Source organism: Kitasatospora phosalacinea (genome assembly GCF_030268885.1).
Classification (GTDB): Bacteria; Actinomycetota; Actinomycetes; order Streptomycetales; family Streptomycetaceae; genus Kitasatospora; species Kitasatospora phosalacinea_C.
In genome coordinates this window covers 83,249-96,641 of the sequence record NZ_BSSA01000010.1, presented here as the reverse complement: position 1 = coordinate 96,641, position 13,393 = coordinate 83,249, and the positions used below count along the sequence as shown (strand labels likewise).

The following is a 13,393-nucleotide window of genomic DNA, read 5'->3' as shown; positions in this document are numbered from 1 at the left end:
CTTCCAACGGTGTCAGGGTGCCACAGTTCCCCCGCCGGCCGGCCTTCCGGTCCGGTGGAGACGGAGGGAGCGAATCCATGATCATCGATGCGCACGGCCACGTGCACGACCCGGTCGAGGTGCACGTGGGGCTGCTGGACGAGGCCGGGGTCGACCGCGCCGTCCTGTTCGGCACCCGGCCGCACCCGGAGCGGGCCGGTGACCTCGCCTCGCTGCGCCGGGAGATGGCCGTCCTGGAGAGGGCGCTGGGAGGTCGGGCGGACACGGTCGAGGCGTACCGCGGCGCGTGGCGGGAGCTGGACGCCGCGCTCGCCGCGCACCCGGACCGGTTCGTCGGCTTCCTGTCGGTGCCCCTGGGGCTGGGGGCGGAGGAGACCGCCGCGGTCGTGGAGCAGGAGGTCCTCGGGCGCGGACTGCGCGGGATCGGGGAGCTGACCCCGCCGCCGGGAGGAGCGGGGCTGGTCGAACCGGTGCTCCGGGCGGCGGCCGACCAGGGGCGGCTGCCCGTCGTCGTGCACGGGTCCGCGCCGACCGCCGCGGAGGACCTGACGACGCTGGCCGCGCTGGCCCGCCGGTACCCGGAGGTTCCGCTGGTGGTCAGCCAGCTGGGCGGGCAGCACTGGATGCAGGCCGTCGAACTGGTCCGGGACACCCCGAACATGTACCTGGAGCTGTCCACGGCCGGTGTCGTCTTCGCGGTGCGCGTGGCCGTCGAGGAGATCCCGGACCGCACCCTGTTCGGCTCGGACGCGCCGTACGGCGACCCGGTCCTCGCCCGGGCCCTGGTGGAACGGGTCACCGCTCCGGGCGAAGTGCGCGACCGGGTCCTCGGCGGGACGGTCGCCGAACTGATCGGCCTCGGCTGACGCCGGACCGCCCCCGGCCGACGGCGGCTGCGCGGCCGACCGGGGGCGGACGACCACCTGATCTACCCAAAAGCCTCACGGGCTGTCGCTGTCATCGGACGTGTGCGGTGCTTAGGCTCCGGCATGCGGAACAGCACCCGAGACTCGACGGAAGATCACATGGACTACTGCACGGCCTGCCGACGGCACCTCAACGGCGCGCTGTGCTGCCCCGGGTGCGGCACCTCCAGCACGTCCGGCACCCCGTCCGGACCGACGGTCCCGTTCCGGGCACCGGCCCCGACCGCGACGCCCGCGCACGCCGGGCAGCAGCCGTACGGGCAGCCGGCCCACGAGCCGCCCGGGCGAGCAGGATCGACGTCCGAGCAACCGGGTCCGGAGCCGGTCCCGCCCCGCGCCGAGGAACCGCGGCCGCAGGGCAGCCGCGCAGCGACCGCACCGTCCCGGGGCCGCAGGGCACGGGGGCGGCAGCGCGGGGTGGTGGTGCTGTCGGTGGCCGGTCTGGTGGTCGGCGGGATCGGGGCGATGGCGATGGCCGTCATGGGCGGGCCCGAGGGGGGCGTCGCGCCCGCCGGCCCGACCGACCCCGGGCACTCGGCGTCCGTCGGCGACGCGGTCTCGGGCGAGGCGTCCGCGCACGCCACCACGGTCCCGGTCTCCCCCGTCCCGTCCGCCGATCCCCACCGCAGCAGCAAGCCGTCGGCCCCGGCCTCCTCCGCGAGCCCGTCGGCGAGCACCGGCCCGACCACGGCACCGACCACGCCACCGGCCACCAGACCGGCCGCCTCGCCCACCGCGCCCCCGTCCGCGCCCAGCCCGACCGCCCCCGCGACGACCGGTCCCGCCACGCCGACCCGCTCGGCCGGCCCGTCGCCCACCTGCAAGCCGGTGCTCTTCTGGTGCGCCTGACCGCCCCGGGCGGCGGTGGCGCGGCAGCTCGTCACCGGACGTTCCCAGCGACCGGACGGGAGGTCCGAAAAGAAACCGGGTCCAGGTGATTTTTGTCGGCTGACGGGCAGGCGCGGTGCTGGCGGGTCGGCCGAGCCCGCGGTCCGCCCGTACGGAGTACCACCGGGCCAGCACACAGGAGGCCGTCATGACCGACACGGGAAACGTCCGCCCCCTCGGGGGCCCTCCGCCGCCTCCGACGGGCACGCCCCGTCCCGATGCGGGCGCCGCGCCCGGAGGCCGCGGCAGGACGACCGTCGCCGACACCGTCGTCGCGAAGATCGCCGGTGAGGCCGCGCGCGAGGTTCCGGGCGTCCACGCGTTGGGAGCCGGATCGTCCCGGGCCCTGGGCGCGGTGCGCGACCGCGTCCCCGGCCGCAAGGGGGGCGACGCCACGCGCGGGGTGAAGGTGGAAGTGGGTGAGCGCCAGGCCGCCGTCGACCTGGAGGTCGTGGTCGAGTACGGCGTGCCCGTGCTCCTGGTCGCGAGCGAGGTGCGCACGGGCGTCATCGAGGCGGTGGAGCGCCTGGCCGGCCGGGAGGTCGTCGAGGTGAACGTCGCCGTCAAGGACGTCCACCTGCCCGGTGAGGACGAGGACGACAGGGACGAGGAGGGCGGGAGCACCGGCTCCGGGCGGGTGGTCTGAGGACAGGACGGAACAACAGGGCAGGACGCGGCGGCGGCGGGGCGCCGCCGTGCGGGCGGTTCACCGTCCGGGTGGGTCCTCCAGCGCGGGCAGCACCTTGTCCAGCGTGACGGGCAGGTCCCGCACCCGCGCGCCGCAGGCGTGCCACACGGCGTTGGACACCGCGGCGGCCGTGCCGACGATGCCGATCTCGCCGATGCCCTTGGTCCCCATCGCGTTGACGTGCGGGTCGTGCTCGTCGAGCCAGTGGGCCTCGACCTCGGCCACGTCCGCGTTGGCCGCGATGTGGTAGTCGGCGAGGTCGTGGTTGACGACGTGGCCGGTCCGGGGGTCGAGGACGCTGTGCTCGTGCAGCGCCATGGACAGCCCCATGGTCATGCCGCCGACGAGCTGCGAGCGTGCCGTGCGCGGGTTGACGATCCGGCCGACCGCGAAGACGCCCAGCAGGCGCGGCACCCGGATCTCCCCCGTGTCCAGGTGGACCCGGGCCTCGGCGAACTGGGCGCCGAAGGCGTGCATCGCCCAGCGGTCGTCCGCCGGCGGGACGGAGCCGGACGCCTCGGCCCGCTCCGGCGGCTCGGCGCCGTACCTGGTGCGGAAGGCGCGGGCGGCCTCGACCACGGCCGAGCCCCAGGTCGACATGCCCGAGGAGCCGCCCGCCACCGTCGCCATCGGGTGGTCGGTGTCGCCGATCCGCACCTCGACCCGCTCGACCGGGACGCCGAGCGCGTCCGCGGCGATCTGCGCCAGGGTGGTCCAGGTGCCGGTGCCCAGGTCGGCCGCGCCGATCTCGGCGACGTACCGGTCGCCCTCCCGCCGGATCACCGCCGTCGACTTCGACATCCGGTGCACCGGGTAGGTGGAGGCGGCGACGCCGGTGCCGACCAGCCAGTCGCCGTCGCGGCGCACGCCGGGCCGCGGGTCGCGCCCGCTCCAGCCGAAGCGCGCCGCGCCCTCGCGCAGGCAGCCGACGAGGTTGCGGCTGGAGAAGGGCTTGCCGGTCTGCGGGTCGGTGACGGGTTCGTTGCGGATCCGCAGCTCGACCGGGTCGAGGCCGAGGCGCTCGGCCAGTTCGTCCATCGCGACCTCGGGTCCGAACATGCCGGGGCACTCCCCGGGGGCGCGCATCCAGGACGGCACGGGGACGTCCAGGGCGGCCAGGCGGTGGGTGGTGCGCCGGTTCGCGACGGCGTACATCATCCGGGCGGGCACGCCGGTCTGTTCGGCGAACTCCTTGATCCGCGAGGTCTGTTCGACGACGTCCACCGCGAGGGCGGTCAGCCTGCCGTCGCGCTCGGCGGCGAGGAGGCAGCGCTGGACGGTGGGGGTGCGGTAGCCGGCGAGGGAGAACATCTGCTGCCGGGTCAGCGCGAGGCGCACCGGCCGGCCGGGGACGGCGCGCGCGGCCATCGCGGCGAGCACCACGTTGACGTGCGGGGTGCCCTTCGACCCGAAGCCGCCGCCGACGTACGGGCAGACCACCCGGACCTTCGCCTCGTCGAGGCCGAACACCGAGGCCACGGCGGTCCGGGCGGGGTGGACGCCCTGGGTGGAGTCCCAGAGGGTGAGGCGGCCGTCGGCGGGCTCCCAGTGGGCGGTGGTGGCGTGCGGCTCCAGCGGGTTGTTGTGGTACGTCGCGGTGGTGTAGGTCTGCTCGACCACCACCGCCGCGACGGCGGTGGCGGCCGCGACGTCGCCCTCGACGGTGTCGGTGGGGAAGTCCGGGTTCACCCGCTCGGGCGCGTACAGGTCGTCGCGGTCGGCCCGCAGCTCGCTGTCGTGCGGCTCCTGCGCGTAGGTCACCCGGACCAGGGCGGCGGCGTGCCGGGCCGTCTCGGAGCTGTCGGCGACGACCAGGGCGACGACCTGGCCGCGGAAGGCGACCCCGTCGTCCTGGAGGGCCGCCAGCTCCCGGTCCTCGGTGGAGGCCAGGCGTTCCGCGGTGGCGGGGGTGAGCACCGCGAGCACGCCGTCGAGCACCTCGGCGGCGGCGGTGTCCAGCGCCGTGACCCGTCCCCGGGCGACGGTGGCCTGGACGGGGTGCGCGTAGGCGGGGTTCTCCACCGGCGTCTCGTAGGCGTAGACGGCGGTGCCGCGCACCTTGGCCGCGCCGTCCCGGCGGGGCAGGTCCAGGCCGATGGCCACGGGGCGGTCGATGAACGTCATCGGGCGTCCTCCCGGACGAGTCCGCGCAGGGTGGCGGCGAGGGTGCGGCGCAGCAGCGGGATCTTGAAGGCGTTGCCGCCGTCCGGTCCGTCGGCCGGGCGGGCGTCGGCGAGTTCGGCGTCCGCGGCGGCGCGGTAGGTCTCCTCGGTGGCCGGGGCGCCGCGCAGCACCCGTTCGGCCCGGTGCGCGCGCCACGGCACGTGGGCCACGCCGCCGAACGCGACCCGCGCGTCCGTGATCACCCCGTCCCGCACCTCCACCGCCGCGGCGACGCTGACCAGGGCGAACGCGTACGAGGCCCGGTCGCGCACCTTGCGGTAGGCCGAGCGGCGGGCGAGCGGCAGGGGCGGCAGGTCGATCGCGGTGATCAGGTCCCCGTGTTCGAGCACCGTGTCCCGCTCGGGGGTGCCGGCGGGCAGCCGGTGAAGGCCGGTGAAGGGGATCGTGCGCTCGCCGTCCGGCCCCAGCACCCGCACCCGGGCGTCGAGGGCGGCCATCGCCACGGCCATGTCGGAGGGGTGGACCGCGAGGCAGTGCTCGGAGGCGCCGAGGACGGCGTGGTGGCGGGTCCAGCCGCCGACGGCGGAGCAGCCCGAGCCGGGCTGCCGCTTGTTGCACGGGGTCGTGACGTCCTGGAAGTAGACGCAGCGGGTGCGCTGCAGCGGGTTGCCGCCGGTGGTGGCCATGTTGCGCAGCTGGCCCGACGCCCCCGACAGCAGGGCCTGGGAGAGCACCGGGAACCGCTCGCGCACCCGCCGGTCGGCGGCGAGGTCGCTGTTGCGGACGCCCGCGCCGATCCGGAGGGTTCCCCCGTCGAGCTCCTCGATCCCGGCGGGCAGCAGGTCGGCGACGTGGACGACCAGGTCGGGTGCGGCGACGCCGAGCTTGAGGTGGTCGACCAGGTTCGTCCCGCCGCCGAGGAACACCGCGGCCGGGTTCCCGGCGACGCTGCGGACGGCCGCCGCCGCGTCGGCCGGGCTCCGGTACTCGAACGGTTTCACTCGGCCACCCCCGCACCCGGCGCCGCCGTGCCGGACTCCGCCGCGGCCCGCTGGACGGCCGGCACGATGTTGACGTAGGCCGCGCAGCGGCACAGGTTGCCGCTCATCCGCTCGGCCACCTCGGCCCGGTCCAGCCGCGGCGGCCGGGTGCCCTCGGTGACGGCGCTGGGCCAGCCCCGCGCGAACTCGTCGAGCATCCCGACCGCGGAGACCACCTGCCCCGGGGTGCAGTAGCCGCACTGGAACGCGTCGCAGTCGACGAACGCCCGCTGCACCGGGTGCAGCCCGTCGTCGTCGGAGCGCTGCCCGCCGGCGGGCCGCTCGCCGTCGGGCCGGTCGTGGGCGGCGAGCCCTTCGGCGGTGACGACCCGGGCGCCGTCCTGCGTGACCGCCAGGGTGAGGCAGCTCAGCACCCGGCGCCCGCCGGAGAGCACCGTGCACGCGCCGCACTGCCCGTGGTCGCAGCCCTTCTTCGGGCTCGTCACCCCCAGCCGTTCGCGCAGGGCGTCGAGCAGGGTCGTACGGGTGTCGACGGTCAGCCGACGCGGGGTTCCGTCGACGTGGACGGTGATCTCGCTCATCACCGCACGAGGGTTCCCGGGGTCCGTCCCGCCCACACGGGACCCGCCAGTACTCACCCGGGCGGGCGCCCCGCGAGGATCTTGACGCGAAACGGAGGGGAGCCTACGTTACTCGCGAGTCAACTCGGCTGGGGCCGGGGCCGTGCCGACGCGCGGCACCTCCCGCACGACCTCCGCACGGAACGGGCCCGGCCCCAGCCACCGCCGCCGATTGGACGCACCCCCATGGACTCCCTCCTGCTGTCCCGCCGCGACCTGGACTTCCTGCTCCACGACTGGCTGAACGTCACCGCGCTGACCGCGCGCGGGCGCTACGCCGAGCACGACCGGGACACCATCGACGCGGTGCTCGACCTCAGCGCGGAGATCGCCGCCCGGCACTTCGCCCCGCACAACAAGAAGAACGACGCCCAGGAGCCGGTCTTCGACGGCGAGCGGGTGCACGTCATCCCGGAGGTCGGGCAGGCCCTGCGGGTCTTCGCCGACTCCGGGCTGGCCGGTGCGGCGATGGACCACGCGGTGGGCGGGCAGCAGCTGCCGCAGGTGGTCGCCCACGCCTGCATGGCCTGGTTCCAGGCGGCCAACGTCGGCACCGCCGCGTACCCGTTCCTGACGGTGGCCAACGCCAACCTGCTGCTGGCGCACGGCAGCCCTGAGCAGGTCGACACCTATGTGCGGCCGATGGTGGAGGGCCGCTTCTTCGGCACCATGTGCCTCTCGGAGCCGCAGGCGGGCTCCTCGCTGGCCGACGTCGCCACCCGCGCGGTGCCGCAGCCGGACGGCACGTACCGGATCACCGGCACCAAGATGTGGATCTCCGGCGGCGACCACGACCTGAGCGAGAACATCGTCCACCTGGTGCTCGCCAGGATCCCCGGCGGGCCCGCGGGCGTGAAGGGCCTCTCGCTCTTCGTCGTCCCCAAGTACCTGGTGGCGCCGGACGGTTCGCTCGGCGAGCGCAACGACGTCGTCCTGGCGGGCCTCAACCACAAAATGGGCTACCGGGGCACCACCAACACGATGCTCAACTTCGGCGAGGGACGGCACACCCCTGGCGGCGCGCCGGGCGCGGTCGGCTTCCTGGTCGGCGAGGCGCACCACGGCCTGGCCTACATGTTCCACATGATGAACGAGGCCCGGATCGGCGTGGGCCTGGGCGCCGCCGCGCTCGGCTACACCGGCTACCTGCACGCCCTCGACTACGCCCGCAGCCGCCCCCAGGGCCGCCCGCTCACCGGCAGGGACGCCGCAGCCGGGCAGGTGCCGATCATCGAGCACGCCGACGTCAGGCGGATGCTGCTGGCCCAGAAGAGCTACGTCGAGGGCGGCCTCGCGCTGAGCCTGTACTGCAGCCGCCTGCTGGACGAGGAGCGCACCGCCGAGGGCGAGGCCGAACGCGCCCGGGCCCGGCTGCTGCTGGACGTGCTGACCCCGATCGCCAAGAGCTGGCCCTCGCAGTGGTGCCTGGCCGCCAACGACCTGGCCATCCAGGTCCACGGCGGCTACGGCTACACCCGCGAGTACGACGTCGAGCAGTTCTACCGCGACAACCGGCTCAACCCCATCCACGAGGGCACCCACGGCATCCAGGCCCTCGACCTGCTCGGCCGCAAGGTCGTCATGGGCGGCGGCGCGGGCCTGCGACTGCTGCTGGAGACCATCGGCGCCACCGTCCGCCGCGCCGCGGACACCGGCGGCGAGGCCGGCACGCTGGCCGCCGAGCTGGCCGCGGCCGCCGGCCGGGTCGAGCGGACCACCGCCGCGCTGTGGGCGGGCGGCGACCCGGACACCGCGCTGGCCAACGCCTCCGTCTACCTGGAGGCGGTCGGGCACGTGGTGCTGGCCTGGATCTGGCTGGAGCAGTTCCTCGCCCTGCCCGACGGCCAGGACGGGGACGGCTTCCACCAGGGCAAGCGCCAGGCCGCCCGCTATTTCTTCCGCGTCGAACTCCCCCGCACCGGGCCGCAGTTCGACCTGCTGGACGCCCTGGACCGGACGGCCGCCGACACCCGCCCCGACTGGTTCTGACCGCGGCCCTCGGCCGTACCCGGCGACTCCCCGGAGGAGGCGTCCTCCTACTCCACGGTGTAGGTCAAGGAGTAGCGGGCGCCCCCGGAGCCCGAGAAGAAGGCCGTCCGGGTGCCGAGCCCGGCCTCCTCGGAGCTGATGACGCAGGCGCCGATCCCGCCGTCGGCCCCGCGCTCCTCGTCCTGGAGCTCGACGGTGACCGAACCGGAGAACGCCCGCCGGAAGCCGACGACGCGCGCGTCTCCGTTGTTCATCCCGGAGGCGCTCCACACCTTCTCGCCGTTGAACGTGAGGCACGGTTCGTCGCCGCCGAGGTCGTCGGAGACCTCGCAGGAGAGCGTGTCGAGGTGGAGCGTGGCCAGGTCGCGCGGACCGGAACTCTCCGGGTTCTCCACCGCGGCGGCGAGGAGGTCGAGCAGCAGCTCGCTGACCCGGTCCGCGGGGCGCAGCGTGACACCGACCGTGACGGACAGGTGTGGCGCCGTCTTGGCCGCGGGCGGGGGGGCCAGCTGGTCGGAGCCGGTCACGGGTGTCGCCTTCCCGGGAGGGACGGGGAGCGTGCCGGTCTGTTGGCCGGGGTTCGACGCGGCGTCCGTCGGCGGCACCAGGGCGAAGAGGGTCTGCTGCTCGAAACCGGGCCGGGCCCTGCCCAGCGTCAGCAGGTTCGGACTCTGCAGGGGCGGCAGCTGGGTGCGAGCGGTGGAGATCACTTCCTGGTAGCTGGCCGCGAAGCGTCTCCCGTCCCACTGTTCGAGCAGGGTCGCGGTGAACAGACCGTGCCCGAACTGTTCGGCGGCGGTCTGGTTGTCCATGCACGCGGCGAGCAGCAGGACGCTCGCGTCGATGGCGGAGTCCGCCGTCCTCGGGACGCTCCGCCGGATCGCCCGGTATCGCGTGCCCTGCTCGGCCTGGACGCGCCGCTGGACGTCCGAGGGGATCTGCCGGACCTTCGGGGTCTCGGTCTCGGCGACGGTCCGCGCAGATCCCGCCCCTGAGCGCGCTCTCCCGCGCGCGCGTGGGGCGGCCTCGGCGAAGGCGGCAGCGATGCTGTGCTGGCTCATCAGCGCGTCGGCGCTGTCGCGGATGACCGTGCCGCTGTGGCAGCTGTCGGAGACGACGACGACCCGGACGCCTGCCGGGAACCCGGACAGCGCCACCCGTAGCTCGTCGTCGAGCAGTTGGCGGTCGTACAGGACCCATGTCTCGTCACGGTGGTCCGGTTCGTCGCCGTCGAGGTCCGCGAGCTGCCCGCCGTGTCCGGCGTAGGTCAGGACGAAGATGTCGCCGTCGCGCAGGGCGGTGGCGGCTCTGCTGATCTCGCCCAGAACGGCCTTGGCGGTGGCCTGCCGGGTGAGCAGCGTCCTCGTGTCGTACCTGAGCTTCCGGGTGATCCGTTCCAGGGCGAGGGCATCGGGCTCACCGGCGTCCAGTGCGCCGTCCCAGCCTTCGTAGGCATCGGGATCGACGCCGTTGAGCCCGATGTGGAGGGCGGTGCCGGTCACGGGTCGACTCCTTGTCGGCGGGTTCTGACGGGGTGCGGCCGGGTCCGTCAGCCCAGCACGGTGTCGATGTCCAGCGCGCCGGGGTCCCAGTGCGTCTCACCGGGCACGTGCTGGTGACCGCACCAGCCGGAGAACCGCCGCCACTCGTCGACTGACATGCGGTTCCCGGGCTGCGAGCTCACCCCTGCCGCGTCGAGGAACGTGCGCCCCGACGTCCGGGGGATCGGGACGAGGGCCTCGATCTCACGGATGACGTCCCTGATGAAGGCCAGTTGTTCGGGTGCCCAGGTGGGGGTCTGAGCGGCGAATCCCACGATCTCGATCTGCACGCAGCGGGCCGCGTTCTCCGCCGTCGCGTGGTCGGACAGTGCTCGGGCGCCGGCGTTGAGGGAGTAGTGCTGGACGACGCGCAGCGTGTTCGGTTCGATGGTGAGCGTGGGCCAGAAGTTGGTGTCCCGGAAGGTCTGCAGTGCCCCCGCGATGGTCGACCCCTCCGTGGTGTGCAGCACGCCGCGCCACGGGAGCGGCAGGTACTTCGGCCCGTTCTTCGTCGCCGGCATGCGCTCGGCGTTCGGCAGCCAGAGGTCCCGTCCGTCGAACAGGTCGAGGGCGGCGCGGACCGACGTCCCGAAGCCCGCCGGAGCGAGCCCGGGCCACTGGTCGCCGATCGACAGCGGGTACCCGGGGTCGGCACGGTCGGCGGCAATGTCGTACCGGAGGTACTGCGCCCCCTTGAAGAAGTACGCCTTCCCGTTGCCCCAGTTGACGACCGCATCGAGGCCCGCGTCGAAACCCGCCTCCCGCAACCCGGGCCACTGGTCGCCGATCGACAGCGGGTACCCGGGGTCGGCACGGTCGGCGGCGATGTCGTACCGGAGGTACTGCGCCCCCTTGAAGAAGTACGCCTTCCCGTTGCCCCAGTTGGCCACCGCATCGAGGCCCGCGTCGAAACCCGCCTCCCGCAACCCGGGCCACTGGTCGCCGATCGACAGCGGGTACCCGGGGTCGGCACGGTCGGCGGCGATGTCGTACCGGACGTAGTCGGAACCCCGGAAGAAGAAGGCTTTGCCCGCCTCGAAGTTCACCGCCGCGTCGGGCCGGTCGAAGCCGGCCTCGGCGAGCCCCGGCCAGTTCCCCGCGACCTCGCGCGCGTCCCCGGCGGCGTCGTCGCCCCGGTCGTAACGCACGTACCGGCCGTCGCGGAAGAAGTACACTCCTGTGCCCATCAGTTCACTCCGCCGTTCTGCTCCAGATGGTGACGGGATTCGATCTCGGCCGAGATCTTCTTGGCCAGTTCCTCCGGGCTCGGGCCGAGTTCGCACATCAGCCACTCTCCGGTCGCCATTTTCAGGCTGGGGCGCGGGACGTCGGACAGCAGGATGCGGTGCCCGTCCCGTTCGAGCGTGTCGACGTTCCTGCGCACCGCAGCCTTCTCCCACATCACGGGATTCATGCTGGGTACGAAGACCACGGGTCTGCCGTGCGCCAGGATGATCGACGAGAGGAGGTCGTCCGCGATGCCGTGGGCCGCTTTGCCGAGGATGTTCGCGGTGGCGGGCACCACGACCAGGAGGTCCGCCCAGAGGGCGAGCTCCATGTGGGGGACGGCCAGGCCGTGGTGGTCCTCGTCGGTGTACACCGGGTTGCCGCTGACCGCCCGGATCGACCTGGTCGAGGCGAGTTCGCCGGCCGATCGGGTGAGGACGGCCGTCGTGCGGGCCGTCACCTGCCGCAGCGAGATGAGGTACTCGTGCAGATTGACCGCGTTCGCCGCCCCGCAGGCGCCGACCAGCAGCCGGGGGGCCTCGGAACCTACCGACTCTGACACCGCTCGGCCTCCTTCGACAGCTCCCGGGCGAGCAGCCGGATCGTGCGGGGCAGGTCCGACCTCATGGGCACGCAGGCGCGGTTCTCGGTGTTCATCCGGTGCAGCGGGCAGGCCATGCCCTGGCAGGTCGGATTCAGCGTGCAGGACCGGCAGTGCGGGTCGCTCGCACCGGCGTGCTCGGTCCAGAGGTCGAACCTGGCCTGGTCGAGCTGCAGCGAACCGTCGGGCTGGATGACACCGACGTGGTTGCGGGGGTCGTCGAAGGCGACGGTGCACTTGTAGAGGGTTCCGTCGGCACCGATGATGATGTTCCTCGGGTCGGACGCGTAGCAGGTCGACGACAACGGCCCCAGCTGGTCGCGGGTCAACGTCCGGAACCCGTGGTCGACGGCCTTCTCGAGGAGCTGGTACTCGAGCACGCGTGTCGCGTTGGCGTCGCACAGGGGGAGGTCGTTGATCTCGTCGCTCGTGTCGCCGCCCAGGTTGGCGATGGGGAAGAAGTGGACGAGGAACCGGGGGTCGTCCGTGAAGTCGTCGCGCAGACGGCTCAGGAAGTCGTCCATGGCGCCGCCGACCTCGTGGTCGAAGTTCACCCGGATCAACACGTTGAAGGAACCCTCCACCCCTTTGAGGGACCGGAGGTTGCGGTAGATGCGCTCGTAGGTTCCCCCGCCGCCCATGAGGTGGCGCCGCCGGTCGTGCTGCTCGCACGGCCCGTCCAGGGTGATCTGGAACTGTCGCACCCCGCACTCCCGGACCAGGTGCCGCGCCTTGTCCTCGTCCAGCAGGTAGCCGTTGGTGGTGATCCCCGACTGGTAGTCGACACCGGCCTGTCGGCACACTTCGACGAAGAACGCGGACAGTTCACTGATGACGTCGTACCCCAGCAGCGGCTCGCCACCGAACCAGGACGTCTGCAACGACCGCAGGGTTCCCGACCGCTTCAGCACGAACTGCTTGGCCGCCTCCACCACCCAGGGCTCCATCTTGTTGCGGGCGAAGGCCTCGTAGCAGTAGGTGCAGCGGAAGTTGCAGTTCTCGTGGGGCAGCAGGAACAGCTCCATCCGGTCCTGGCGCGCGTGGTGGTCCCGGAGCAGCCCGCGCGAGGCCTCTCCTTCGTCCAGCTCGGAGTCCACGAGGACCCCGAGCCCGTGGAGGTAACGCTGGAACGGCGAGAGATCGTCGGAGGGACGGCTCCAGTCGGGGTCGTCCAGCAGGAACCGGACGGCGCTGCCCGGAACCTTCAGGAACGCCGCACTCAGCGTGTTGTAGATCAGGTAGGTCTCGTCACCGTCCTCGACGATGACGGTGTATCGGGATCGGCGCACGCCGGAATCAGGTCCATCCACCATCTCGGTGCCTTTCTCGTGTGTCTCTGCGCCGGGGCTGCGCGAACAGGCCGGGCGTGCGCCGTGCGGTCAGCAGATCCCGTTGACCGGGCAGCTCTTGCAGTTGCCGTTCAACGGCCCCAGAGCGGCCGCGTCCCCTTCGGGATCCTCGGTCGTCATCTCTTCGTCCCCGAAGTCGCGGACGTGCGGCCCGGAACGCTGTGCGGCGCCTTCGGTGAAGGCTTGCGCCTTCTCCATGAGGGTGTCGATGTTCTCGGGGCTGATCACGATGAGCTGGACGGTGCCGGTCCCGGGGGACTTGCGAGCCCGGACGTCGGCGGTTGCCGACTTGCCCGGCTCCTGGGCCGACCTCTTCCGGTAGTCAGGGTTGTCTCGGGGCACGGAATTCCCCTCTCTTCATGCGCATACGAATTGTCCTCGTGGGACATTCCTGCTGCGCCGACCTCGCGGTCGACGATCCGACGGTAGGCGCGCCCGG

12 protein-coding genes are annotated in these 13,393 nt (G+C 73.2%); 4 read left to right on the top strand and 8 right to left on the bottom strand.

The window, feature by feature from the left end; genetic code table 11:
• Window positions 1-77: 77 nt before the first annotated feature.
• The 3 genes from QSK52_RS16710 (at window position 78) to QSK52_RS16700 (ending at window position 2,460) form a co-directional block, all read left to right on the top strand.
• On the top strand, window positions 78-866 hold the full coding sequence (locus tag QSK52_RS16710) for an amidohydrolase family protein (RefSeq protein ID WP_285736865.1): 789 nt from the start codon (window positions 78-80) through the stop codon (window positions 864-866).
• A gap of 159 nt (window positions 867-1,025) precedes the next feature.
• A complete protein-coding gene (locus QSK52_RS16705; protein WP_285736864.1) occupies window positions 1,026-1,775 on the top strand; it encodes an SCO2400 family protein in 750 nt (249 codons plus the stop codon).
• Window positions 1,776-1,962: 187 nt separating this feature from the next.
• Window positions 1,963-2,460 (top strand): Asp23/Gls24 family envelope stress response protein, encoded by a 498-nt coding sequence (locus QSK52_RS16700; protein ID WP_285736863.1) that lies wholly within the window; start codon window positions 1,963-1,965, stop codon window positions 2,458-2,460.
• 60 nt (window positions 2,461-2,520) lie between these two features.
• On the opposite strand, the gene QSK52_RS16695 is transcribed toward QSK52_RS16700, so the two are convergent.
• From QSK52_RS16695 to QSK52_RS16685, 3 genes are read right to left on the bottom strand one after another with little or no spacing between them, the layout of a single operon-like run.
• Entirely contained in the window at window positions 2,521-4,626 is a 2,106-nt protein-coding gene (locus QSK52_RS16695; protein ID WP_285736862.1) for a xanthine dehydrogenase family protein molybdopterin-binding subunit, read from the bottom strand.
• Window positions 4,623-5,627, bottom strand: coding sequence for an FAD binding domain-containing protein (locus QSK52_RS16690; protein ID WP_285736861.1), 1,005 nt, complete (start codon window positions 5,625-5,627; stop codon window positions 4,623-4,625). Before QSK52_RS16690 ends, QSK52_RS16695 begins: the two co-directional genes overlap by 4 nt.
• Complete coding sequence (locus QSK52_RS16685) at window positions 5,624-6,211, bottom strand: (2Fe-2S)-binding protein (protein WP_285736860.1); 588 nt, start codon at window positions 6,209-6,211, stop codon at window positions 5,624-5,626. Before QSK52_RS16685 ends, QSK52_RS16690 begins: the two co-directional genes overlap by 4 nt.
• A gap of 222 nt (window positions 6,212-6,433) precedes the next feature.
• Here QSK52_RS16685 and QSK52_RS16680 point away from each other — a divergent pair, with 222 nt between their 5' ends.
• Complete coding sequence (locus QSK52_RS16680) at window positions 6,434-8,236, top strand: acyl-CoA dehydrogenase (protein WP_285736859.1); 1,803 nt, start codon at window positions 6,434-6,436, stop codon at window positions 8,234-8,236.
• 47 nt (window positions 8,237-8,283) lie between these two features.
• On the opposite strand, the gene QSK52_RS16675 is transcribed toward QSK52_RS16680, so the two are convergent.
• From QSK52_RS16675 to QSK52_RS16655, 5 genes are all read right to left on the bottom strand, one after another.
• A complete protein-coding gene (locus tag QSK52_RS16675) occupies window positions 8,284-9,738 on the bottom strand; it encodes a caspase family protein (RefSeq protein WP_285736858.1) in 1,455 nt (484 codons plus the stop codon).
• 47 nt (window positions 9,739-9,785) lie between these two features.
• Window positions 9,786-10,964 carry a hemopexin repeat-containing protein gene (locus tag QSK52_RS16670; protein ID WP_285736857.1) on the bottom strand — a complete coding sequence of 393 codons (1,179 nt, stop codon included), beginning with the start codon at window positions 10,962-10,964 and terminating at the stop codon, window positions 9,786-9,788.
• Window positions 10,964-11,566 (bottom strand): flavoprotein, encoded by a 603-nt coding sequence (locus QSK52_RS16665; protein WP_285736856.1) that lies wholly within the window; start codon window positions 11,564-11,566, stop codon window positions 10,964-10,966. Before QSK52_RS16665 ends, QSK52_RS16670 begins: the two co-directional genes overlap by 1 nt.
• Window positions 11,551-12,894, bottom strand: a complete 1,344-nt coding sequence (locus QSK52_RS16660) for a radical SAM/SPASM domain-containing protein (RefSeq protein WP_285736855.1) — start codon at window positions 12,892-12,894, stop codon at window positions 11,551-11,553. The genes QSK52_RS16665 and QSK52_RS16660 overlap by 16 nt, the downstream gene beginning before the upstream one ends.
• A gap of 90 nt (window positions 12,895-12,984) precedes the next feature.
• Window positions 12,985-13,296 (bottom strand): hypothetical protein, encoded by a 312-nt coding sequence (locus QSK52_RS16655; protein WP_285736854.1) that lies wholly within the window; start codon window positions 13,294-13,296, stop codon window positions 12,985-12,987.
• Window positions 13,297-13,393 lie beyond the last annotated feature (97 nt).